Origin of the sequence: Gluconobacter albidus (assembly GCF_002005485.1) — a bacterium.
In the GTDB taxonomy this organism is placed as follows: Bacteria; Pseudomonadota; Alphaproteobacteria; order Acetobacterales; family Acetobacteraceae; genus Gluconobacter; species Gluconobacter albidus.
Map to the genome: position 1 here is coordinate 2,176,487 of NZ_CP014689.1, position 23,797 is coordinate 2,200,283.

Annotated in this window: 16 protein-coding genes; 8 read left to right on the top strand and 8 right to left on the bottom strand. The window is 60.1% G+C overall.

The annotated features are described in order from the left end of the window. Positions 1–27: 27 nt before the first annotated feature. The 3 genes from A0U94_RS10005 to A0U94_RS10015 all read right to left on the bottom strand — a co-directional run bounded on the left by A0U94_RS10005 (position 28) and on the right by A0U94_RS10015 (position 6,537). On the bottom strand, positions 28–2,376 hold the full coding sequence (locus A0U94_RS10005; protein WP_077803931.1) for an arylsulfatase: 2,349 nt from the start codon (positions 2,374–2,376) through the stop codon (positions 28–30). Between the two features lie 17 nt (positions 2,377–2,393). Continuing rightward, a complete protein-coding gene (locus A0U94_RS10010) occupies positions 2,394–4,913 on the bottom strand; it encodes a TonB-dependent receptor (RefSeq protein ID WP_077803270.1) in 2,520 nt (839 codons plus the stop codon). 181 nt (positions 4,914–5,094) lie between these two features. Continuing rightward, positions 5,095–6,537 (bottom strand): sulfatase family protein, encoded by a 1,443-nt coding sequence (locus A0U94_RS10015; protein ID WP_077803271.1) that lies wholly within the window; start codon positions 6,535–6,537, stop codon positions 5,095–5,097. Positions 6,538–6,715: 178 nt separating this feature from the next. Here A0U94_RS10015 and A0U94_RS10020 point away from each other — a divergent pair, with 178 nt between their 5' ends. Beyond that, the gene (locus tag A0U94_RS10020; RefSeq protein ID WP_077803272.1) at positions 6,716–8,080 is read left to right on the top strand and encodes an aryl-sulfate sulfotransferase; all 1,365 of its coding nucleotides are present in this window, start codon (positions 6,716–6,718) and stop codon (positions 8,078–8,080) included. Positions 8,081–8,128: 48 nt separating this feature from the next. On the opposite strand, the gene A0U94_RS10025 is transcribed toward A0U94_RS10020, so the two are convergent. From A0U94_RS10025 to A0U94_RS10035, 3 genes are all read right to left on the bottom strand, one after another. After that, positions 8,129–9,526 (bottom strand): sulfatase family protein, encoded by a 1,398-nt coding sequence (locus A0U94_RS10025; protein WP_077803273.1) that lies wholly within the window; start codon positions 9,524–9,526, stop codon positions 8,129–8,131. Between the two features lie 86 nt (positions 9,527–9,612). Beyond that, positions 9,613–11,637 (bottom strand): sulfatase family protein, encoded by a 2,025-nt coding sequence (locus A0U94_RS10030; protein WP_077803274.1) that lies wholly within the window; start codon positions 11,635–11,637, stop codon positions 9,613–9,615. A 2-nt stretch (positions 11,638–11,639) separates the two neighbouring features. Beyond that, positions 11,640–12,644 (bottom strand): formylglycine-generating enzyme family protein, encoded by a 1,005-nt coding sequence (locus tag A0U94_RS10035; protein ID WP_077803275.1) that lies wholly within the window; start codon positions 12,642–12,644, stop codon positions 11,640–11,642. A 268-nt stretch (positions 12,645–12,912) separates the two neighbouring features. On the opposite strand from A0U94_RS10035, the gene A0U94_RS10040 reads away from it, so the two are divergent. Genes A0U94_RS10040 through A0U94_RS10055 form a run of 4 tightly spaced genes read left to right on the top strand, consistent with a single transcriptional unit; the run spans position 12,913 to position 16,695 of the window. Next, positions 12,913–13,947: a sulfate ABC transporter substrate-binding protein gene (locus tag A0U94_RS10040; protein ID WP_077803276.1), complete on the top strand. Its 1,035-nt coding sequence runs from the start codon at positions 12,913–12,915 to the stop codon at positions 13,945–13,947. Between the two features lie 17 nt (positions 13,948–13,964). After that, positions 13,965–14,819, top strand: coding sequence for a sulfate ABC transporter permease subunit CysT (gene cysT, locus A0U94_RS10045; RefSeq protein WP_244177988.1), 855 nt, complete (start codon positions 13,965–13,967; stop codon positions 14,817–14,819). Beyond that, entirely contained in the window at positions 14,816–15,634 is an 819-nt protein-coding gene (locus tag A0U94_RS10050) for a sulfate ABC transporter permease (RefSeq protein WP_077803278.1), read from the top strand. The genes cysT and A0U94_RS10050 overlap by 4 nt, the downstream gene beginning before the upstream one ends. Continuing rightward, positions 15,631–16,695 carry a sulfate/molybdate ABC transporter ATP-binding protein gene (locus tag A0U94_RS10055; protein ID WP_077803279.1) on the top strand — a complete coding sequence of 355 codons (1,065 nt, stop codon included), beginning with the start codon at positions 15,631–15,633 and terminating at the stop codon, positions 16,693–16,695. The genes A0U94_RS10050 and A0U94_RS10055 overlap by 4 nt, the downstream gene beginning before the upstream one ends. A gap of 8 nt (positions 16,696–16,703) precedes the next feature. Here the strand turns inward: A0U94_RS10055 and A0U94_RS10060 are convergent, their stop codons facing one another. Beyond that, positions 16,704–17,924: a sensor histidine kinase gene (locus A0U94_RS10060; RefSeq protein WP_077803280.1), complete on the bottom strand. Its 1,221-nt coding sequence runs from the start codon at positions 17,922–17,924 to the stop codon at positions 16,704–16,706. Continuing rightward, on the bottom strand, positions 17,925–19,133 hold the full coding sequence (locus tag A0U94_RS10065) for a sigma-54-dependent transcriptional regulator (protein ID WP_077803281.1): 1,209 nt from the start codon (positions 19,131–19,133) through the stop codon (positions 17,925–17,927). A gap of 157 nt (positions 19,134–19,290) precedes the next feature. On the opposite strand from A0U94_RS10065, the gene A0U94_RS10070 reads away from it, so the two are divergent. Genes A0U94_RS10070 through A0U94_RS10080 form a run of 3 tightly spaced genes read left to right on the top strand, consistent with a single transcriptional unit; the run spans position 19,291 to position 23,792 of the window. Next, a complete protein-coding gene (locus tag A0U94_RS10070; RefSeq protein WP_244177989.1) occupies positions 19,291–20,610 on the top strand; it encodes an efflux RND transporter periplasmic adaptor subunit in 1,320 nt (439 codons plus the stop codon). A gap of 26 nt (positions 20,611–20,636) precedes the next feature. Next, positions 20,637–21,320, top strand: a complete 684-nt coding sequence (locus A0U94_RS10075) for an ABC transporter ATP-binding protein (RefSeq protein WP_062108639.1) — start codon at positions 20,637–20,639, stop codon at positions 21,318–21,320. A 27-nt stretch (positions 21,321–21,347) separates the two neighbouring features. Further along, entirely contained in the window at positions 21,348–23,792 is a 2,445-nt protein-coding gene (locus A0U94_RS10080) for an ABC transporter permease (protein ID WP_167369376.1), read from the top strand. Positions 23,793–23,797: the final 5 nt, after the last annotated feature.

Here is a 23,797-nt window from a genome sequence, read left to right on the forward strand (position 1 = left end):
CCTGCGCCTCCTTTGATGGAACGGGATTCATTGGCCGGAGGACTGCGCAGTCGTGAGGGTGACCGTGTCGATACGGCCCGTAAATGCTGCGGGCACCGTATAGGCCGGGCTCACGGCAGATCCCAGGTCACGACCGATATCGAGGGTCTCGCGCGATGACAGGGCGATGTTGCTGAAACGCGCCTGCCGGGCCGGGGCTCCGTCCACGGAAAGCCCTACCGTCGCGGGAACCGGTTTCCCGCCCACCCAGCGCCGGATCATCTCCGCCGCCGTATCGCTTTTCCCCTCTGTCCGCTCCTGCTCCGGTGTGACCGTCACGACAATATGCCGCCGTCCTGCCGCCAAAGGAGCAGACGTTACGATCTGTCCTGTCCGCACACCATTTGCATTGGCTTCACAAACAAGGCGCCCCTTCGAAACATAAAGGGTGACACCCCCATATCGCCCGCCCTCGGCGAAAATCACCCCCTGCGCCCCGCCCGCAGGGACATCGACATCAGCACTCAGCGTATACGGATCATGCCCCAGACCCGGTGCAAAACGCGGCCCTACGCGATCCACGCCAGAGCGGTATGTAAAAACCGTCTGGCCTGTCGCCGTACCAAGCGGATAGGCGTCAACTCCGGGCCGGAGCGGATCTGCATGATTACGGCTGGCCTCGTGCTGGAAAAGCGCCTGAAGCTCTTTGAGTTTTTCGGGATATTTCGCAGCCAGATCATGGGCCTGACTGTAGTCATCGCTCAGCCTGTAGAGTTCCCACGGATGCGTCTGCGGCTGTGTCCCACGGGTAAGATACACGCGGTTGTCACCCACCTCCCACGTTTCCTGAGCAAGCTGGCCGGCCCACCATCCATCGGAATAGATGCCCAGATTTCCGCTCGTGGTGAAATACTGCACTTTGTGCCGCGACGGGGCGTCGGGATGATCGAACGTATAAAGCAGGCTCCGGCCTTCAATCGGGAGTTGCTCAACGCCCGCCGTGTGGGACGGCGGTGTAATCCCGGCGGCTTCATAAAGCGTTGGCGCAATATCGTTCAGATGCCCGAATTGCCCCCGTATTCCATGAGTATCGTGGATGCGTGCGGGCCAGGAGATGACCAGCGGGTCCGTCGTCCCGCCCAGATGGGCGGCATCCTGTTTCGTGCCCTGAAACGGAGACGTCAGCGCCCATGCCCATGCGGCGGCATAATGGTTGAGATACAACTCGCTTCCCAGCGCATCACTGTCGGCCAGACGCGTCCTGACATCCGGCGTTCCGCCCTCCGCAGTCTTCGCATCCTTCCCCAGAAACCCCCCTTCGGCACTCCCCCCATTATCCCCGAACACTTCCAGGACAAGCGTGTTGTCCGCAATGCCTTCCTCCCGCAGCGTCTCCAGAAGCCGCCCGACTTCATGATCCGTCTCTTCGGCAAAAGCGGCATAAACCTCGGCCTGATGCGCGAGCAGCTTCTTTTCATCCGGAGACAGACTGTCCCATGCAGGCAGGGTGGAGGGGCGCGGTGTCAGTTCCGCATTCGCCGGGATAACGCCAAGCGCCTTCTGACGCTCAAAGCTCTGCTGCCGGATAACATCCCAGCCCTGATCGAACTTCCCTTTATATTTCGCAATCCATGCCTTGGGCACATGATGTGGCTCGTGCGTCGCACCCGTCGCATAATAAAGGAAGAACGGTTTGTCGTGCGCCACGGCGTCATGCTGATGCAGCCAGCGAACGGCTTCGTTGGTGATGTCGGTCGTGAAGTAATAGCCCTGTTCCGGCGTGGAAGACGGCTCAACAGGGGTCTGGTCACGGTAAAGACGCGGATAATACTGGTTGTCCGCTGCGGCAAGGAAGCCGTAGAAATGTTCGAACCCCCACCGCCCTGTCGGCCACAGATCAAATGGCCCCGCCGCGCTGATCTGCCAGTAAGGCGTATTGTGCCATTTCCCGAATGCCGCCGTATTATACCAGTGTTCCTTGAGAACTTCGGCAACCGGCGTCACGTTCGCAGGCAGAACGGTATTATATCCCGGATGCTTCGAAGCCGCTTCCTCGATATTTCCAAACCCCACCTGCCGGTCATTGTATCCCGTCAGCAATGATGCCCGCGACGGGGAGCACAAAGCATTGACGTGAAAATTGTCATATCGCAGCCCGGCATCCGCCAGACGTGCAAAATCCGGTGTCGAAATCGGACCACCAAAAACATTCGTCGCACCAAATCCGACATCATCAATCAGAATAACGACAATATTCGGCGCCCCCCTGGGCGCCTGTGGCGATTGCGGCCAACCCTGCGTCGCCTGGGACGGTTCTGCTGCATGGACATGCTGTGCAAGGCTGCCCCATAAAAGCGTACTGCCCAGAAGAAGGCCCAGAGACGTCTGTCTTTTCATGACCATTCCTCGCCGGTTCAGTAATTCACGCGGGCAATAAAGCCGAAATTGCGGGGCTGCGTGACATAGGCGTACCAGCTGCCATTCCCCGAAGCGGCGCTTCCTTGGGAAATCTGCGACACACGCCGCTCGTCCGTTGCATTATTGATAAAACCCGCAAGCTCCCAGCGCCCCTGATGGTCGCGAAACCCGAAATTCAGGTTCAGCGTGCCATAGGCCGGCACCCAGCCATAAACGGAGTTGTTGCTGGAGGTGTTCATGCGGGTGTTGTAATTGTAGCTCCCACCTGCATAGGCATCGAGAGGGCGGGAAAAAACCTTTCCGATCCCGTGCGAATACTGCACCGCAGCCGACAGCGCCCATCTCGGCACGAACGGAATCTGCGTATGGGCGAGACTGTAAGCGCCTTTCCATGCCAGTTCCGGCGGCGCACTTGTGGAATACTGGAGGAACTGGGCGTCATTATAAGACGCAGACAGAGACGTTACGAGATTGGCAAGCGGGCTGTAATGAATATCCATCTCCGCACCACGGACCCGCACTTTTGGAGCGCTGCTCAGATAGGAAACCAGCGCGCCCTGATATTCATGAACTGCCGTGACCTGATAGTTGTGGTCGTTCGTCTGATACAGCGCACCGCTGACCAGAAGACGGTTCTGAAGAAACTGCGCCTTCGCCCCAACCTCAAAGGAGTCATCCGTCTCCTTTCCGACATTCGGCGAAACCGCGCCCTGAGAAAGCTGGCTCGCAGAAAAAGAGACCAGATTGAGGCCACCGGATTTTCCGCCACGGCCATAGCGGCCATAAACAATGGCATTATCCGCCACATGGTATTTCGCAACGAACTGTCCAGTTACGAAACCATTATCGACATGCGCGCCATATCCCGTATTGCTACCATACAGGCCCCAGATTTTCTGTGCCGTAGCCACTGAGGTAACGGCTGAATTATAGCTTTCGGGTGTGACCTGCCACTGGGAAAAACTTCCCGTTTTGGTGCTGTAATTATATCGTACACCCGTCACGAAATCCAGTTTGCGGGTGATGTGCCAGGTCCCGTTCGCGTAAAGCCCGTAATAATTGGTGGTGGGCTGTCCATAGCTGCGCACGTCATAATTGTTCAGGACATTCGAGGCCTGTTCGGCAGAGATACCGCTAACGGGTGAGCTTCCGGTTCCATATCCATACCACGTCCCGGCATCCGGTCCGTAGCGGGTGTCACCGTAAACACGGTTTTCCTGCCACATGTAAAACGCTCCAACCCGATAATCGAGCAGACGCCCCAGAGAACTGGAAAAACGGAGTTCCTGCGTGAACTGCCTTTGATCGACCTTGGCATTGCTGTTGAGAATGGCATTGGCTGGCCCCAGATCACCGTCATTATGCGGTGCCCAGTCCCACCACCGGAAAGCCGTGATGGAGGACAGCGTGAAATTGGCATGGTGCCAGTCCACATGCCCCGAAAGCCCCATGTCTTCCTGCTCTGCGTCAGAAAGAGAGCTTCGGTTGATGGTATAGGGCGCATTGGACGGAGCCGTCGCGCCATATCCGGCCCAGCCCAGACGCTGCGGCAGCGTTCCCGCTACGGCGCTGCCATCCGTCTTGGTTGCAACGATCTTGTAGAGTCCCCCAGAGCAGCAGTTCTCACGCAGATGGGCATAATCTCCCGTCAGCCGGACACTCAGCTCATCCGTGGGGTGATACAGAACCTGAGCGCGGAAAGAGCGGCTGGTCTGGCCGTTAATATCGCCACCACCCGCAAGGTTTTTGACCCAGCCGCTGTTGCCATATCCCAAAGCACTCAGCCGGACCGCAAGCTTGTCCTTGATCAGCGGCGTCGTAACGCCAAGGCTCCAGCGGTTATAATCATAATTTCCAACCCCCGCCTCACCATAAACATGTCGGGTATGCAGATCCGGCGCTGCCGTGGTGAGTTCGATGGCGCCTGCCGTGGCCGTCATGCCCCCTTCCGTTCCGGCCGGACCACGCAGGACCGTGATCCCGTTCAGATCGACCAGATCGCTCAGCGCTGTCGCAGGCCGTGAACGATAAACACCATCGACATACACCGCCACGCCCCCTTCGATCCCATCGGTCGCTGCTGTCCCGGCGGCTCCGAGACCACGGATATTGATTGTGGTGTTGCGCGGATTGGAAATATTGAGCTGAACGGTAGGCAGAAGACGCGCGGCCTGGGGCAGGGCCGTGATATGTTCGGCCTTCAGTTCCTGTGCACCGATCCGTGTCGCAGCCTGCGGAACGTTCTGAAGCGCATGCGTTTCCTGGTCAATCGTGTGCGCTGCTGCCTGCACCGGAGATGCGACCACGTGGATCCGTTCCGGATCGGAGACCGGCGCCTTGACCGCTTTGAGAGTGGGCCGGGCTGCCGGAACCGATTTTGCCGTGTGATGCCTGTGCGCGGCATGCGTGGCCGCGGCCCCTTCCGTGGGGGCAGTGTTCTGTGCCTGCGCACTGTCCCATCCCGTCACATCAACCACGGCCGCTATGGCGGTAAGCAGGACGTATTTTTTCTTCATGACCAGAATATTCCCGAAACCGCATTAACATTTTTATATCGTTGTTTTTACATAAGAACGATATATCGTCGTTTTGATTCGGTCCATACACACGTCACGGATTCGGGATGTATTTATTAATACTATTTATTTAAGTTATATATTCCTTCGCCTGTTGTGATCGGTTGCGGTGAAGCCCACGTCAATCTGACTGGGACGCATCATAATGATCCGCAAAATCCTGGGCATCCGCTCCCCAACTGTAACTGCCCTGCGGGAAAGGCAGCATCGTTGCATTCCAGGCTGCCCATTCCTTTTTCAGACGGGCAAAAAGCTCCGGTTTGCGATCTTTCAGATTGGCTCTCTCGCGCGGATCGCTGACAACGTCGAAGAGAAATTCGTTCTCCCCGATTTTCAGATATTTGTAATCGCCATCGAGATGAGCGTGCTGGTCATGGATCTTGTAACGCCAGAACAGTGAGCGCGACTGGCGTTTCTCCGGATCACTCAGGAACGGCAGAAGATTTGTGCCGTCGGACGGGAAAGTTGCGTCCGGCGTCACGCCCGCAGCAGCCAGAAAACTGGGAAGCCAGTCCATCGTGATGAGGGTCTGGTCGCTCTCGGACCCTGCCCTCACCCGTGCGGGCCACCTCAGAACCGCCGGCACCCTGAGCCCACCCTCCAGAAGCTCCCCCTTCATGCCCGTAAAAGGCCAGATCTCGGAGAAACGCTCCCCGCCGTTGTCACTGGTAAACACGACGATCGTATTTTCCGTCAGTTGATGGCGGTCAAGTGTTGCAAGAACCCGGCCGATCTGGTCATCCATGGCTCTGACCATCCGACCATAGGTCTTCTGCGTTCCGCCATCATAGTCGAAGATCCTGCCTTTCAGGCGCTTTGATTCGGCCTCGTCCTCCGGCCCTTCCCAAGGCCAGTGCGGCGCATTGAAATGCAGACTGAGGAAAAATGGCGACGTGTCCTGTGCGAAAGTGTCGACCAGCCGAACAGCTTCGTCCCCCAGAAGCCCCGTCAGATAACCATGATCGTGGATCAGATGGTCGTCCCGATAAAACTGGTCCTCACCGGGTTTTGCCTGATGGGTAAAATAGTCGGCAGCGCCACCGGAAATACCGTAAAAATGGTCATAGCCGCTCTTGAGCGGCCCGAACTCCGGAGGGCTCCCAAGGTGCCACTTCCCCACCAGAGCCGTCCTGTATCCAGCCCTGTGAAGCTGCTCCGGCAGGGTCGGCAATCCCGGCGGAAGCCCGATTTTCCCGCTGGATGAGGCAATCGGTTCTTCCAGACCACAGGCAATCCGGTCCTGATAACGCCCGGTAATCAGGGCCGTCCGCGTCGCGGAACAGACGGCGGAGTTCGCATAGGCACGCGTCAGCTTGATGCCTTCATGCGCGATACGGTCGATGGAAGGCGTCGTAAAACCCGGCGTGCCGAAGCAGCTCACATCCGCGTATCCAAGGTCATCCGCGAGAATGAAAATGATGTTCGGCGCCTTTGTCCCTTCGCCGGAACGGCCCGAAATCCGGGGCTGGGCGATCGCCCGCGCTCCCAGACCCGTAATTCCGCCAAGGCCGATCCCTGCAACTGTGGAAAGGAAGGCGCGACGCCTCTGGACAAATCGGGTCATCTGCGGGCTTTCAGTCTGGATTATTAAACTATCAATTATGGTTAAAAATATTAACAACCAAAAAATAGGATGTAAATTCATAAAAACCAATATTGATGGTTGAAAGAACCCCGAAAAGCGGTTTCAGTTCGGAAGCTCCCCCCGGGAGAACATGATTCCAGATAACAGGGTAAGTGATATGGCTTCGTTCCGACTCAGGCTTTCCACCGTCGCTACGGGTACGATGGCCTTGTGCACTGCCCTCATGACCTTCCCGGACGTGGCAAAAGCCGTCCCCAGCGTAGTGCCGACCGGCGTCACCCGTTACAGCCCCGAAAAGGCTTACAACAGCTTCCTCCTGTTTTCCGGAAGCGACAATCATACCCATCTCATCGACATGAACGGTCACGAGGTCCGGCAATGGGCACAGGCCGGTTTCCCCGCCAAATACATTGATCCCGCTCTGGTCCAGGGGCAGAAAGGCATTATCGGGCTTCAGCTTTCGGAAATCCGCGGGGACGGCACCCACAAGATCCCCGGAGCCACAGCCGGTTTCCGTAACCGGACTTTCGGCTATGTGGACTGGTCCGACAAAACGCTCTGGGAATGGGGACTTCAGTCGCCCGAGGGCAATGCCCGTCAGCATCATGACTGGGCCCGCCTGCCCGATGGCGGCACGCTTCTTCTGGCCAACCAGAACCGCTCCATCCCCGGCGGAGCCAAGCCGGTACTTGATGACGTGATCTATGATATCGCCCCGAATGGCAAAATCCGCTGGACCTGGAAGGCCGGAGACCATCTTCAGGAATTCGGCTTTACCGACAGCCAGCTTCAACTGGTAACGCATGCTGAAAATCCGGATTACCTTCATATCAACAACATGCAGCTTGTAGGCGATAACCACTGGTACCGTGCGGGAGACAAGCGTTTCGCGCCAGACAACATCCTGATCGACTCACGGGAAGCCAACTTCATCGCAATCTTGGACCGCCATTCCGGCAAGGTCGTATGGCGTCTGGGCCCCAACCTCCCGCAGCGGCGCCGCAGCGAACCGGCTGTTCCTTTCGCCGTCGACCAGTTCGTCGGACAGCATGACGCGCATCTTGTTCCCGAAGGCCTACCGGGTGCAGGCAACCTGATCGTTTTCGACAATCAGGGCGAAGCAGGCTATCCCGCCCGTCCGTTGCAGGTCGCTAACGGTTCGCGAATTCTGGAAATCAATCCCGTAACGGCGCAGGTCGTCTGGCAGTACACGGGCGAGAATTCGGGCGGCCCGCCATGGTCCTTCTACAGCAGCTTCATCAGCTCCGTGGATCGGCTGCCCAATGGCAATACCCTGATTGACGAAGGCATGAACGGACGCTTCTTCCAGGTCACGCCCACGGGTGAAATCGTGTGGGAATATGTGTCGCCCTATTCAGGTGAAACGCCCGGCAGCTCTCCAGGAAAAACAACGCGCTCCAACTGGGTCTATCGTATCCAGCCCGTGCCATATGGATGGGTGCCCTCAACCGTCTCCCATACCGAAACAGTCGTGGTTCCGGCTTCAGATCCGGAAAAATAATATAACCGCAGGGCTGGCGGCCGCAGTCATGACGCCAGCCCTCCCTTCTCAGGCAGGTACCGTCGGTTCCGAAGGGGACTGACCATCGGGCGGATTGACAACCGCCCCCACCGGAGCCGCCACAGGCCCTTTGAGAAGCGGGTCCTGCGTCTCTTTCATCCAGCGCCTCAGGCGTTTTCGCATCTCCCGCAGAACGTCTCCGTACTGCGGATCGTGACACAGGTTACCGGTTTCCGCAGGATCGAACGTCAGATCATAAAGAACCTCTTCAGGCAGACGATGATCCGGCCATCCGGCCCCGACCCAGACGGACTTGCTGGGACTGTCATCGCAGTTCGGCAGTACGGGCTGCCTGCGACTTCCAAATCTGCGAATATATTTCCATCGCTGCGTCCGGACGGCCCGCATCGGCTCATAAGACGCGTGATATGTCATCTCGGCATAGACGGCATCCCGGATTTCCACCTGACTGCCCTGCAAGACCGGGAGGAAAGACTGCCCCGCAAGCCAGGAAGGACGCGGGATGCCCAGGTAATCATAAACTGTCGGAAAAACATCAATCTGCGAGACCATCACGTCCGACTGATGCCCCACGGCCAGACCCGGCCCCCGCATGATCAGTGCCGTTCCGATCCCGTCATCCGTCAGGTTGCACTTCATGCCCGGAAAAGCGATGCCATGATCCGTGACGAAAATAACCAGCGTGTTGCGGTCATAACCATTTCTGGACAAAGCCCGCAAAACCCGCCCCACACCCGCATCCAACTGACGGGCGCTTGCTCCGAACCCCGCGAAATCGTGGCGGATTTCCGGCGTATCGGGTAATGGACGCGGAACGCTTCGCACACGCTCCAGATCCGCGGGGGTCGGGTCCGGATACTCCCGATGCGTCTCGAAAAATCCGACATCCAGAAAAAACGGCTGTCTGGGCCGGCTGTCCAGAAACCGCTCGGCTATGGGTGCCACCACAGAAGCTTCCGCACGCCATTTCCCGCTCTCGTCGCGATAGGCAAGGTTCCTGTCATACCCCAGCGTGTCCGGATCAGCGGCAACATGCTGCATCCCTGTCAACACGGCCTGATATCCGAATTTCTGCAGGTCCCGGAAAAGGAGCTGCCGCGGATCGTTCAGCCTGAAACCCCGATGCGCCAGCCCCATCATTCCGGAACGATGGGGAGACTGACCGGTCAGCAGAGCCGCACGACTGGGAGAGCAGACCGGTGCCGCACTGAACGCCTGCCGGAACGTCACGCTCTCACGCGCCAGAGAGGCTATTTCCGGAGTAGAGACCGCGCTGTCATAGGGCTCGAGCGCCCGCCCGCTGTCATGGGAATGAAGATAGAGAATATTCGTCCACCTGCCTTTCGGAAGGGACTGCCCATATCCTTTTGCCACGAAGGCGCCTCCGCCTGAGGCAAGAAGGGTGCGACGTCTGACCTGTACCATGATGTTCCCGCGGATATTCTGGCCCCCCGCAGAGCCAAAAGCTTTGCGAAAGGCATGAGAGAATTGAGATTTTCTTCCCGCAGCCTCTAGATCTGCGGATCGCTGATCCTGCCTCCCATGGCCGCCACCAGCTTCTTTCCTGCCGGGCTCTGCATGGAGGCTGCATCAAAATCGGACGGCTGTTTCAGACGCGGCGTATAGGTTCCGGCGCGTTTTTCGGTGAGATACCGCGCGGCGGCCCGTACCGCGAAAAGCCCCAGAACACCCTGCACATCAGGCGGCGAAACACGCGTCGTCAGGGCCGCCTGAACAGCCGGCGTTACGGCGGGAGAGCGCACGTTCCGCCCATAAGTCGCCGCCAGAACCGCAGCCAGGGCCCCCTCCGGATCACCCGTTTGCGCGATCTTTCCCGCAACCCAGTCGATGGCCTGAGCGGCATCGGGGCCATTCAGCAGAATTTCACCCAGCACGGCCCTGATCACTACAGACGGCTCTTTTCCAAATGCCAATGCCACATCATGAGTGGTCCGGGCATCCAGCGGCGTCTGCACCGCAAGAATACCCGTAGCCGCCCAGTACCGCACGGCTTCGCTGTCATTTCCAAGAGAGGCCCTGAACGCCGGAAGATGTTCCGCGCTACGCTGGGTCACCTTCGCCCCCAGCGCCATCAGCGCAGGCAACGGATAAGCGCCAGGCTCGCGGCTTGCCTGATATCCCTGATGTCGCAGCCCTTCCGCAAGGAACGCATTATCGTTGATCGCAATCATCTGCGCATCCAGCACACCACGCAGATGTTGCAGTGCAGCCTGATGCGCCGGATCGTCGATCAGGTTGCTGATCTGATGCGGGTCATCCGCAAGATCATAAAGCTCCTCACCCGGCTTGGCCTGCCAGAAGGCTGCCTGAACGGGATCAAGGCGCCCCGCCAGCCACTCCTCTTCCCAGGACTGGTAACCGCGGCCCTTCCACTCATACGCATTATGCTGTCCGTAAATGCGATGCGGCATGTAGTTGCGGATATAGCGGTAACGCCCACTCCGGACCGTTCGTATCAGATCCAGCCGTTCATCCATCCGGTTGCGACCGCTGAACACATGTTCGCGTGGCGGGGGAACGTGCTGCCCCAGAAACGGCTGTCCCTGCATATGTCGGGGAATTGCCGCCCCTGCCAGCGACAGTGTCGTCGGCGCCATATCCACCAGACTCACAAGATCCGGACTGACCTGCCCGGCCGCACGTTGCGCAAAATGCTGGAATTTCTTTGGAAACCGCACGATCAGAGGCACGTGCAGCCCCCCTTCATAACAGTAGCGCTTCGTTCTGGGCTGCACCCCGCCATGATCGGCGAAAAACATGACGATCGTGTCCTGAGCCAGACCGTCCTGTTCAAGCTCGTCCAGAATATGAGCCACAGCCCTGTCCTGCCGATTCACCATGTCGATGTTGCGCGCAATAGAATCCCGGATATCGGGCGTGTCCGGCAGATAGGGCGGAATATGAACCCGCGCAGGATCAGTCACGGTCGCGCCCGTCTCAAACAGATGGGATTCATGCGTGATGAGATAATTGTAGACCGCGAAAAAGGGTTTCCCCGCCGGGCGGTTCCGCCAGTGCGCCGTCACCGAACACTCATCCCAGATCGTCGCAGGATCAAGGTCACAGTTGTAGTCGGTAAAGACGTTATTGGTGCAGTAATACCCCGCCCCACGCATCAGTTCCGGAAGGCTCTCGAACTGTCCTGCAATGCGGGCCACAGCGCGCATGTTTTCCGCTGGCCCACAACTTTGCGGATACAGCCCCGTGACCAGCGAGAAACGCGACGGAGAGCAGACCGGGGCGGTGGCATAGGCGCTGTCAAAGCGGTTTCCCTCGCGGGCCAGCGCGTCAATCGTCGGCGTCACCGCCAGAGGGTTGCCGTAACATCCCAGAAGAGGCGCATGGATATCATGGCAGACGATCCAGATAATGTTCGGCTTCCGGTCTGCCGGGGTCTCTGACGCGGCAGAGATGGTCTTCGCCCTGGCACCAGCACCGGCCGAAAACGCCACACCGGCCCCGCCCGTCGTCGCCAGAAGATGACGGCGGCTCACCGCTCTGGAGGGTCGATCCATACTCACAGATCCACCACAGCCGATGACGCACATCTGAAACCGATATGACCGAGAGAGCTGTCAGGCGTCGTATGGGTCCGTGCCGAATTGCGATACCGGTTGCAATAGGAATGATGGCACATATGCGATCCTCCCCGGATCACCCTGTCCGTCCCCTCGGGTGGTCCTGAAGGATTGCATCGCGTCAGGGCATTTTCAGCCTGATGCCAGACCGGGCTCCAGAAGTCGGAGCACCATTCCCACGTATTGCCCACCATGTTGTAAAGGCCGTATCCATTCGGCGGAAATGCGGTAACGGGCACGGTCGTCACATGCCCGTCCTGCCGGGTGTTCTCATCAGGGAAACGTCCCTGCCAGATGTTGCACTGCGCCTCACCATCAGGACGCAGTTCATTTCCCCAGGGGTAACGGAAATTCTGCATCCGGCCCCGCGCGGCAATTTCCCATTCCGCTTCCGTCGGCAAACGCTTGCCCGCCCAGACCGCATAGGCGGCCGCATCATTCCACGACACATGCACGACCGGATGATCCTGACGGGCCGAAATATGCGACCCCGGCCCTTCAGGATGACGCCACTGCGCGCCACGGACCGGCAGCCACCACGGCGTCTGCGGAACAGAACCGCGCAGACGGCGCTTCTTCGCTGTCGCCGTCGCCACTCCTTCGAAAACGAACGACCACCCCTCCGCTTCAGCTTCCGTCACATACCCCGTAGCTGCGACAAAGGCCGCAAACTGCCGGTTGCTGACGGCATATCTGTCGATCCAGAAAGCATCGACCTCCACGAGCCGGACCGGCCCCTCGCCATCCGCGACATGGGTTTCGGAATCATCAGCGCCAATCTGGTGCGTCCCCTCCCCGATCAGCACCATGTCCTCATAGCCCGAGACATGGCAGGGCTGACGGTCCTGAAACACCGGAACGGACAGCGCGCGCGAAGACGCCCGTGCCGCCTGCGGAACGCAGCACGCTTTTTTCGGGTGAGCAGAAGCGGAGCCGAGGGTCATTAAACTGATCCTGATAGTTTTATTATTTAAAAACTCTATTTCATAGTTATTGAAAACACAAACCCTTCGGCGTTTTCAATCCCGCGTTGCAGAATCGTTCTGTTTTCTTATGAAATCTTTGTTTTTCAGCCGATTTTCAAGAATCGATCCGAGACACGCTTGACGGCAATAGGCAGATCTATAATCAAAATGATATCGTTGTTTTAATTAATAACGTTTTGTTTTTGTTATACAGATCGACCCGACATTTCCCTGCTCCCGAAGGCTCATGGCCATGAAAATCCTGTCGTCCCGCCGTTACACCCTCAAAGGAACACTGGCTCTCGCCGCAGCCCTCATCGCAGGTCCGTGCCTGTCCGCCGCACATGCTGCGGATTACCACCTTCTGAATGTGTCCTATGACCCGACGCGCGAGCTTTACAGCGACATCAACCATGCCTTCCCGGCCTTCTGGTCCCGGACCCATAGCGGAGACAGCGTTGTCGTAACGTCATCGCATGGCGGCTCCGGCGCGCAGGCACGCTCGGTTCTGGAGGGCGCACCCGCGGATGTCGTCACGCTGGGCCTCGCATACGATATTGATATTCTCGCCCAGAACGGCCTTCTGGCTACAGACTGGCAGAAACGCCTGCCGCACAATTCAACACCCTATACCAGCACGATCGTGTTCCTCGTGCGTAAAGGCAATCCAAAGAACATCCACGACTGGCCCGATCTGATCCGCGACGGCATTCAGGTTGTCACCCCAAATCCCAAGACATCCGGGGGCGCACGGTGGAACTATTTGGCCGCATGGGGCTGGGCACTCCATCAGCCCGGCGGGACGGAACAGTCCGCAACAGCATACCTTAAAGCGCTCTTTGCGCATGTCCCCGTTCTTGATACGGGCGCGCGTGGCGCCACCAACAGCTTCGTCCAGCGCAGCCTGGGCGATGTTCTGATCGCATGGGAAGACGAAGCCCTGCTGGCCTCGCGCGATCTGGGGCCGGACAAATTCGATATTGTTGTGCCCCCCCTCACCATTCTCGCCGAACCTCCCGTCGCCACCGTGGACCGCAACGTGCAGGAACACGGAACCGAAGCCGTCTCTCGCGCCTATCTGGACTTCCTGTTCTCCCCAGAAGGCCAGCGGATCGGCGCCAGACACTATTTCCGCCCCGTGGACCCTGCGATTCAGGCCGAAACAGCCGCAGTCTTCCCACACACCACAACCTTCGACGTCGCCAGCTTGGGCGGCTGGACCCGCCTGCAGAAAGCCCATTTCTCGGACGGCGGCGTGTTCGACCAGATCTACAGCCACTGAGTGTGAAACCCCTGACCGTGACGGGCCTGCGTTCTTTCCCGCGCCGACGCCAGACATTACCCGGCTTTTCACTGTCGCTGGGCCTGACTCTGCTCTGGACCGGGCTGCTCGTCGTGCTCCCCCTGACGGCGCTACTGCTCCGGCCCTGGCAGCACGGCCTCGGCCCGATGCTCCATGCGCTGCATGACGCACGCATGTATGCCGCCCTGCGGGTCAGTTTTATCTGCGCCTTCCTGGCGGTCCTCATTGACCTGCCGATCGGCCTGCTGCTGGCCTGGACCCTCGTCCGCTACCGCCCGCCCGGTCATCGCGCCGTAGACGCCCTGATCGACCTCCCCTTCGCCATTCCCACAGCCGTGACCGGCATCGCTCTGGCCACCCTTTACGGCCCCGGCGGATGGATCGGCGCCCCTGCAGGAAAACTGGGACTGAAACTCGCCTTTTCTCCCGCCGGAATTGTCATCGCGCTGACCTTCATCGGACTGCCTTTCATCGTCCGTTCCGTCGAACCCGTGCTTCGCAGCTTTCCCAAAGATGTCGAAGAAGCCGCTTTCCTTCTGGGCGCATCGGGATGGCAGCGTTTCTGCCGTATTCTCCTGCCCGCTCTCGCCCCCCCGCTTCTGAGCGGTGCAGGGCTCGCCTTTGCACGGGGCATCGGGGAATACGGCTCCGTCATCTTCATTGCGGGCAACCAGCCTTTCCACAGCGAGGTCGCACCGCTGCTGATTGTCATGCGGCTTCAGGAATTCAACTATGATGGCGCAACCTCAATCGCGCTGATCCTGCTCGTCACGGCCCTGCTCTGCCTCGTTGCCGTCAGCCATCTGCGTCGTTCGGTTTCTTCCGGACTGGTCCGCAAGGACAGCGCATGACCAGTCAGTCTTCCCGGATAATACCCGTTGTCCTGACCCTGCTCAGCTACACCATAATCGGTCTTCTCATCGTCCTGCCTGTGGCCCTGATCCTGCACGAAGCCCTGCGTCAGGGTCTGCATACGGCTCTTGAAACCCTCAAAGACCCGGAAGCCCGATCCGCCATCCGCCTGACAGCCTGCGTCACCGCCATCGTAACGGTCATCAACACGGCAGGCGGCATCGCTGCGGCCTGGACATTGACGAAGTACGACTTCCGAGGTGCCCGCCTTCTGGTGAGCCTGATCGAACTTCCCATCAGCGTTTCTCCCGTGATTGCGGGGCTGGTCTGGCTGTTGCTTTTCGGCCGACAGGGATGGTGGGGAAACTGGCTCGGCCATCACGGCCTGCACATCGCCTTCGCCGTCCCCGGCATCGTTCTTGCGACGCTCTTCGTGACCTTCCCCTACGTCGCGCGCACCCTCATGCCCTATATGGAACAGCAGGGCCGTGCCGCCGAAGAAGCCGCCTTCCTGCTCGGCGCGGGCTTCTGGAAAACCCTGATCCACGTCACACTCCCAGACGCAGGCTGGGCGCTTCTTTCGGGAGTTCTTCTCACGACAGCCCGCGCCATGGGGGAATTCGGCGCAGTCGCCGTCATCTCCGGCCACATCCCCGGCGTCACCGAAACCATGCCGCTCCATATCGAGACCCTCTATAACGGCTACCAGTCCGTAGCAGCCTTCGCGATGGCGGCCCTTCTCGTCCTTGTCGCAATGACAACGGTCCTGATCCGCATGTTTCTCGAGCGTTCTTTCAGAAAACAGCATCCATGAGCATCACTCTCGAAGCCTTCACGCAATACGCCCCCCGCTCTTCGCGCAAACTGCTCGATAACATCGCGCTAACCGTCGAAGACCGCGCGTTCGTCGCGCTTGTCGGGCCATCCGGAGCCGGAAAAACCACCCTGCTCAGAGCCATTGCAGGCCTTTCCTCCCATTCCGAAGGCACGCTGCTGATCGACGGCCTCCCCATCCACGACCGCCCCGTACAGGACCGGGGCATCGGGTTCGTCTTCCAGAACTATGCCCTGTTCCGACACATGACCGTGGCCCGGAACATCGCCTTTGGCCTCGACGTCCTGCCCCGCGCGCGGCGCCCCGATCGCGCCGCCATCCAGCGCCGCGTCACCGAACTTCTGGACCTCATCCAGCTTCCCCATCTCGCAAAAGCCTATCCGGACCAGCTTTCCGGCGGCCAGAGACAGCGCGTGGCCCTTGCCCGCGCACTGGCAACCGGCCCCAGACTTCTCCTGCTCGATGAACCCTTCGGCGCCCTGGACCCTCTGGTCCGCCGTGACATCCGCCGCTGGCTCCGGGACCTGCACGACCGGATGAACCTGACGACCCTTCTCGTCACCCATGACCACGAAGAAGCCATGGACGTCGCAGACACGCTCGTCGTCATGCAGGAGGGCCGCATCGTTCAGGCCGCCGACGCCTCCACCCTGAATGCTGCCCCCCAAACGCCCTTTGTCATGGAGTTTCTGGGCGAAACCCTCAAATTTCCGGGTACCGTCCGGGCTGGTCAGCTCGTTCCGGACAACCCCGATATCGCCCCTTTCCCGTTCGAGGGGCCAGACGGAAACGCGACCGCTTTTATCCGCCCACATGACGTCTTCCTCCTGCCCGGGGCTGGACAGGCTTCCGTGGAAAAACGCCCCCATTTTTCCAACGGGCTTTTCCGCTATCAGATCGTTACCGCCGAGGCCGCATTTGAAATGATTACCCCCACAGACCTCTCCCCACAGGAGATGCAGAATGTCCGCGTCGATATCAGCCGGGGAAAAATTTTCTATCCCGCTGCTGCGTCAGAAGACCCTCCGAAGCCAGCCTAGCGGGCCATTCATATCTGCACGTCAAAGGTCGTCGTCCATTCCGATCGCTCGCCAGCCTGGCTCAGGACCAGCGTCCCGCCATGTCCCCTCACAATCTGGCGTGCCAGAGGCAGTCCGATCCCGTTGCCGCCCGCCTTGAACGAGACGAACGGCTCGAAAACCTGTTCCCGCAGCGCTGCATCAATCCCTGAACCATTATCGCGGATTCTGATCAGAACGGCATGATCGGCTATTTCAACAGCCAGTTGCACTCGGGGCGCAGACTGTCCCAGAGCAGCCTCCGCCCCGTTGTTCAGAAGATTCATGAGCGCCTGCTCCATCTGTGCGGCATCAAGCGGGACCATAAGCCGCCCCGCAGGCACCACCACATCAAGCACCACGCGCGCGCCCCAGCGCGCCATAAAAAGCGTGGCGATTTCACGCACCAGCGCGCCAAGGTCTGCGGGTTTCAGATCCGGTCTGGGCAGACGCGCCAGATCGCGATAGCCGCGCACGAAACGATCCAGCCCCTCTGCACGACGCCGGATCGTCCCAAGCGCCTCCGCAATCAATGGCGCGGTCTCATGGCTGGTGTCTTCCGGCCCCCGCCCTTCGGAAAACAGCTCCTCGGCCGTGGCGGACAGGGAAACGATGGGTGTGAGGGAATTCATGATCTCGTGGCTGAGCACCTGAAGAAGATCACGCAGCGCCTGAGCTTCCGCAGCGTTCAACCCGGCCTCGATGTCCGTGAGCGCCAGATACGCAACAATCCCTCCTGCCCCGGCACCTTTTCCGACCGACAGCGCATAGACCCGCGGCGCACTCCCGGCGGATGGCAGACGGATCAGGCGTTTTTCCGGTCCCGACGCCTCCTTCTCCAAAGCCGCAATGAGAGCTTCGGGTGGCTCACGCAGGACCCCTTCCGTCATGAACAGACGCCGCGCCGCACGATTGGCGGCATGCAGGGTCCCATCCACATACTGGACCAGAAGCGGCACAGGCGCATGATCGAGCAGCGCCCGGTTCCGCAGCTTTTCCCGATCAACTGGACGCACGACGGAAGGCTCGTGCCGTTTCAGACGCCGCGTCACCCGGATCTGCGCCGCGACAACGGACCCCGCACAGATCAGCCCCACGCAGGCAGACAGCAGGGCCGTCGCATAAAACCCCCGCTGCCAGGCCGGAATAGTCAGCAGACAGGCCGCCACGATACCGCAAAGCCGCAGGAACGTCTCAGCCACAGCGCGCATCTAAAGCCCGTACCGTGCCATACGACGATACAGCGCCGGTCTGGTCAGACCCAGTTCCCGCGCAGCCTGCGTCACATTGAATCCATGCTTGCGCAACGCTGTCTCGATCAGGGATCGTTCGGTATCGCGCAGCGTTAGCGCTGTGTTCGGAACCGCTTCGGCCTCTTCGGAAGCCGTTTCCCATCTCCCGGTGAGTACAGCCCGCTCAACCACAGCACGCAGACCGCGCACATTCTGAGACCACTCTTCCTCACACAGCAACCGAAGCCGGCCCTCGTCCATTCCGGGTTCGGCAAGTCCATGCCGGGCTGCGAAATACCGCAGGAAATGCGCGCTCAGAGCAGCGATATCGTCCGCTCGCCCCTGCAAAGGAGAGAGGGTCAGTCCGACCATTCCCAGATGCAGCATCAGCCGCGGATCAAGCATACCCTCCAGAGTCGCATGATCGCGCGAGGACAGAGCAATCACCCGGGGTGCCACGCGTGCGTCCAGCCTGTCCGCCAGACGGCGCTGCATGGGCACAGACAGCGCCTCGATATTGCGAAAGATCCACGTTCCCCGCCCTTCCGGCAAAGCCTCGCAATCCTCCGCACGGAGCATCACCGCAGGATCGTCTTCATAAGAAAGAGCATGAATGCGCCGCGCCAGCAGCATCTTCCCGACACCCGGCGCACCCGTGATGATCAGTGACGCGCGGGTCACAGCCAGACGGTCCGCTTCGGCAACGGTCCTCCTCAGATCATCGGACGCTACAATCAGAGCGGGTTCCGCCTCACTCGCCTGACAGGCCCGGCATTTCTTCAGCGTCCCCTCGACCAGCGCCAGAAGGCGCTCGTTATTCCAGGGCTTCATAACGAAATCGACAGCCCCCGCGCGCATCGCCGCAACAGCAATCGTCACGCCACTATGGCCGGTCACGACAATCACCGGCAGGTCCGGACGCAGGACCAGCATGTCCCTGAGCAGGGCCAGCCCTTCGGCACCAGCAGTCATTCCTTTCGTATAATTGAGATCGAGCAGCACGAGATCGACAGGAAACGACGCCAGCTGCGTCAACGCCTCATCCGCCCCATGCGCGGAAAGAATGTCCAGCCCGCTGCGACGGAACAGCAGACGGGCCGCAACCTGCACATCGCGATCGTCATCAACGAAAAGAAGACACGGTGCCGGAGGGGCGGATTCCCCCGATTCGTTTCGGATTGCGTTCATTATGATCTTGACAGACCTCTCAGGGGTGTCCGGTTCCGGACACCCTGTTCGAAACCGGACATACCCGTAAAATCAGAATCAATTTTATCGTTATTTATCAATAAGTTAAATTCCATTTCCACCATGATACACTGTTTGCCAACAGGAGAAACAGTGCATGGATCAACCCGTTTCCAAAGCCCCGCCGAACGCCGCACTCCGCCCTGCATCCGGTGCCGTCATGGACCGGGCAGTCGCCCCATCGCGGAGCAGGATCCTGTCCCGGCGGGCTCTGCGTTATGGTGCTCCCGTCGCGGTTGCGGGCCTGATCTGGGCCGGGTGGCGCCTCGTCCCGGCATCGGGAACGCTTTCGGTCTCCCAGGACCAGTTAACAGTTGCGACCGTCCGGTCCGCGCCATTTCTCGACTACCTTCCCGTCCGCGCCACCGTGGCCCCGCTCAACGTGACCTTCATTGATGCCATTCAGGGCGGCGAAGTGTCCGAAGTCGTGGCAAAGGACGGCGCGCTCGTGAAAAAGGGAGACGTTCTGGCGCATCTGACCAACCCCCAGCTCCAGCTCGACGTCACCTCCCGCGAAGCCCAGATCGCAAGCCAGCTCGGAGCAGTCAGCGCCCAGCGCCTCGCCCTGCAACAGACCCGCACGACCGAAGAAACACAGCGCGCGGAGGCCCGCTACAATCTGCTTAAGGCCCAGCGCGAACTCTCCATCCGCCAGCAGTTGCACGATCAGGGTTTTGAATCCGACGCCAACGTCCAGTCCTACCGCGACGAGGCAGACTATTACGCCCAGCGCCTGAAACGCCTCGAGAGCGCCCTGACGCAGGACCTGAAAGTCGCGGACCGGCAGGGTGGCGAAATCGACGAGGAAGCCCAGCGCCTGCGCTCCAATCTGGACGTGGTGGAAGCCAGTCTCGGAGCGCTCGACCTCCGTGCCCCGCTGGATGGACGCCTGACCAATTTCGATCTCCAGCCGGGACAGTCTCTCAAGGCCGGAGACAAGATCGGACAGATCGACAGCGAAGGGCAGTACAGGCTCGATGCGGATATTGATGAATTCTATCTGGGCCGCGTCGCCGTCGGCGAGCGTGCCGAAGCCGATCTGGGCGACACGAAACTGCCCATGACCGTCTCACGGGTTCACCCACAGGTTACGAACGGTCAGTTCCGCGCGGAACTGACTTTCGACAGACCGCCACCAGCCGGATTGCGGCGCGGAGAGAGCGTCGATCTGCGCATCACGCTCGGAGAAACCCATCGCGCGCTCGTCCTGCCCAACGGCGCATGGCTGGAGGCCAGCGGCGGCTCCTCCGCCTTCGTCATGGCCTCGGGTGATCATGGCGCAGACCGCGTGTCAATCACGTCGGGTCGCCGCAATCCCGAACAGGTCGAGATCACGGGCGGCGTGCATGACGGCGACCGGGTGATCGTCTCTTCCTACAATTCCTACAAGAATTTCAGTCACCTCGCGATCCACTGACACAACGCATTGCAGGACCACACACCATGCTGATCGACCTCTCCCACATCCAGCGCCTTTATCGCTCCGACGAGGTGGAAACGACCGCCCTGCACGAGATCGACCTCCAGATCGAGAAAGGCGAGTTCGTCGCGATCATGGGCCCTTCAGGCTGCGGAAAATCCACGCTGCTCAACATCCTCGGCACGATCGACCGGCCAACCGGCGGCTCATACCGCTTCGGCGACCATGAACTGACAGCGATGAACGAAGCCGAACTGGCGAAATTCCGCCGCGAACATCTGGGCTATGTGTTCCAGAGCTTCAACCTGATCGACGAACTGACGATCGAGGAGAACATCGAACTCGCCCTGATCTATCGCAACATGCCCAAAGCCGAGCGGCAAAGCCGTGTGTCCCATGCCATGGACCATGTCGGTATTGCCCATCGTGCGCGACATTACCCGTCCCAGCTCTCCGGCGGCCAGCAGCAGCGTGCGGCCATCGCCCGCGCCATCGTGGGCGAACCCAGCCTGATCTTGGCCGACGAACCGACGGGCAACCTCGACACCGAAAACGGCGCACAGGTGATGGACATCCTCCAGCGCCTGAACGACGAGGGCGCCACCATCATCATGGTCACACATTCCCCAAGCCACGCTGACCTCGCCCGCCGCCGCATCGACATGCTGGACGGACAGGTCGTGGTGTCAGTCCGCAACGCGATCTGAAGCGACAGCAAGGGAGGAATGAGGGCCATGAGGACGATGATGTCGGATTTCTGGCGGCTGGCCGTGCGTTACAGGCTCTACACCGCCCTGAACGTGATCGGGCTCGGGCTGGGCGTGGCCACGTTTCTCACACTGGCGCTGGTGGCGCGCTACGAACTGGGCTGGGACGGCTTTTACCGCCAGTCGGCGTCAATCTATGAACTTCAGGCTGATTTCGTGATCGGCAACGGCACATTTCATATGGCCGAGATCCATGACCCCGTGCTTCCGGCAGTCGAGAGCCGTATGCCCGGTCTGCAAGGTACGCGCCTTGAACAGATATCCGCAGATCTCGTGGTACCTTCGGAAACCAGCAGAACGGTGCATTACGACCAGACGATCAGCTTCGTCGATCCGAATTTCTTCGACCTTTTCGATCTGAAATTCACTGCCGGTTCACCAGCCGTTCTCGCATCCCCCGAAAACATCATCCTGTCGGCGACCATGGCGCGCCAGCTCTTTGGTAAAAAGTCTGCGCTCGGCCAGACAATGGAGGTCACGCGTCACGGGAAGACCTCCGTCTACCGTGTCGCAGGACTGCTCCAAGACCATCCGGCCAACACCACGATTACAATCGATCTGATTGCCGCGATCCCGAAAACTGATGAGGATCGCCCGTGTGACGGCTGGAACACGATGTGCGCGCAAACCTACGCGGTGCTGCCAACAGCCGCATTGCGCCAGTCCTTTCTTCACAGCGCCCATGACGTCCTGATGGCCTCCCCGATGTCTCGTGCCATCGAGCAGAAAGATCCGGGGGGTGAAAAAATGACCCTCAAGATTGTTCCTCTCCCGCTCGTTCATTTCGGCTCCGATGGCGTGGCGAATGACGGAGCATCGCGCAGCGTGCTCTTCGCACTCGCCGCAATCGGCACCCTGTCCCTGCTCGCGGGGGCGGTGAATTACGTCAATCTCGCCACCGCGCAATCTCTGGGACGAGCGCGGGAAGTAGCCATCCGCAAGGTTCTCGGCGCCTCCCACACTCGTCTGATGATCCGCTTTCTTGGAGAAACCCTGGTGCTGACGACACTGGCGGCCATGCTGGGACTGGTACTGACGGAAATCGCCGTGCCGACGGTCGCCAGCCTCTCGGGCTGGGCCGTGGCGCTGGATTACGGCTGGACACTCCCCCTCCTCTGCGGCGTCATCGTCGTCCTCACGCTCGGCGCCGGCTTTTATCCCGCCTTCATGCTGTCCTCCTTCTCACCCGCACCGGTCCTCGCCTCCGCCCACCTTCCGACACAGGGACGCTTCGGCGCACGGATCCGGCTCTTTCTGGTGGGACTCCAGTTCGCATTCGCCGTGACACTCGGGATCTGCACCCTCGTCGTCAACGCGCAGGCGCTGCATCTGCGTCATCTGGACCGAGGCATGACCATCCCCGGCCTCGCCATTATCGCCACGGAAAACCTCAATGCGCTGGACAGGCAGCAGAACGCCATCGTGAATGCCCTGCGCGCCATGCCCGAAGTCACCGACCTGTCCGTCTCGGCGGGAGGGACACTCGGGCGCTACGACGTCGGGAGCGTCCACCGCACACCCGGCCAGAAAGCCTTCATGGCGCAGACTGTCGCCCATGACGAAGCGTTCTTCAGGACGTTCCGGCTGCACCTGCTCGCGGGACGCCTGACAACATCCGAGCGCGCGACAGATGTCACACACACGAAAAACGGTGATCCGTCCGTGCTGGCGCAGAACTTCGTCCTCAGCCGCGAAGCGACACGCAAGCTGGGTTTTTCCTCGCCGCAGGCTGCTCTGGGACAGACCTTCATGTTTGGTGACAGCCATATCGCCGAGAAACGCACGATTGTCGGTGTCGTCGAGGACGTCATTCTCAATTCCGGGCAGGACACCTTGCCTCCGCCGATCTACGAACTTGAAACAACACAGATCGAGCAAGGGATCATTGCGTTCCGGACCGCACCGGGTGCGATGCCCCGTGTTCTGAGCACACTGCACAAGGCATGGCCGACACTGGCGCCCGGCGTTCCGTTCGAGCCCCAGACCATGACCGAAATCATCGCGGAATCAACCCGGGGCGATATCGCACGCGGCCATCTGTTCAGCATCGGCGCCTCCGTCGCCATCGCCATCGCCTGTCTCGGCCTGTACGGACTGGCGGCTTTCAATACCGAACGCCGGATGCATGAAGTCGGCATCCGCAAGACACTGGGCGCCACGACCGCACAGATCATGCGCCTGCTGCTGCTCCAGTTCCTGCGCCCCGTCCTTTACGCCAGCCTGATTGCCTGGCCGCTGGCCTGGGTGTTCATGCGCAACTGGCTCACGGGCTTCGACAACCGCATTGCGCTCACGCCCCTGTATTTCGTGCTCACCACACTACTCGCCGCAGCGCTGTGCGCGCTGACAATCTTCGGCCGCACCTTCGGCCTCGCCCGGGCCGAACCCGCCCGTGCCCTTCGTGCGGAGTGACGATC

What these genes read in the sequence shown, in the direction of transcription:
- A0U94_RS10005 (WP_077803931.1), bottom strand. Translation starts at nt 2,376, where the DNA reads ATGAAAAGACAGACGTCTCTGGGCCTTCTTCTGGGCAGTACGCTTTTA.
- A0U94_RS10010 (WP_077803270.1), bottom strand. Translation starts at nt 4,913, where the DNA reads ATGAAGAAAAAATACGTCCTGCTTACCGCCATAGCGGCCGTGGTTGAT.
- A0U94_RS10015 (WP_077803271.1), bottom strand. Translation starts at nt 6,537, where the DNA reads ATGACCCGATTTGTCCAGAGGCGTCGCGCCTTCCTTTCCACAGTTGCA.
- A0U94_RS10020 (WP_077803272.1), top strand. Translation starts at nt 6,716, where the DNA reads ATGGCTTCGTTCCGACTCAGGCTTTCCACCGTCGCTACGGGTACGATG.
- A0U94_RS10025 (WP_077803273.1), bottom strand. Translation starts at nt 9,526, where the DNA reads ATGGTACAGGTCAGACGTCGCACCCTTCTTGCCTCAGGCGGAGGCGCC.
- A0U94_RS10030 (WP_077803274.1), bottom strand. Translation starts at nt 11,637, where the DNA reads ATGGATCGACCCTCCAGAGCGGTGAGCCGCCGTCATCTTCTGGCGACG.
- A0U94_RS10035 (WP_077803275.1), bottom strand. Translation starts at nt 12,644, where the DNA reads ATGACCCTCGGCTCCGCTTCTGCTCACCCGAAAAAAGCGTGCTGCGTT.
- A0U94_RS10040 (WP_077803276.1), top strand. Translation starts at nt 12,913, where the DNA reads ATGGCCATGAAAATCCTGTCGTCCCGCCGTTACACCCTCAAAGGAACA.
- A0U94_RS10050 (WP_077803278.1), top strand. Translation starts at nt 14,816, where the DNA reads ATGACCAGTCAGTCTTCCCGGATAATACCCGTTGTCCTGACCCTGCTC.
- A0U94_RS10055 (WP_077803279.1), top strand. Translation starts at nt 15,631, where the DNA reads ATGAGCATCACTCTCGAAGCCTTCACGCAATACGCCCCCCGCTCTTCG.
- A0U94_RS10060 (WP_077803280.1), bottom strand. Translation starts at nt 17,924, where the DNA reads ATGCGCGCTGTGGCTGAGACGTTCCTGCGGCTTTGCGGTATCGTGGCG.
- A0U94_RS10065 (WP_077803281.1), bottom strand. Translation starts at nt 19,133, where the DNA reads ATGAACGCAATCCGAAACGAATCGGGGGAATCCGCCCCTCCGGCACCG.
- A0U94_RS10070 (WP_244177989.1), top strand. Translation starts at nt 19,291, where the DNA reads ATGGATCAACCCGTTTCCAAAGCCCCGCCGAACGCCGCACTCCGCCCT.
- A0U94_RS10075 (WP_062108639.1), top strand. Translation starts at nt 20,637, where the DNA reads ATGCTGATCGACCTCTCCCACATCCAGCGCCTTTATCGCTCCGACGAG.
- A0U94_RS10080 (WP_167369376.1), top strand. Translation starts at nt 21,348, where the DNA reads ATGAGGACGATGATGTCGGATTTCTGGCGGCTGGCCGTGCGTTACAGG.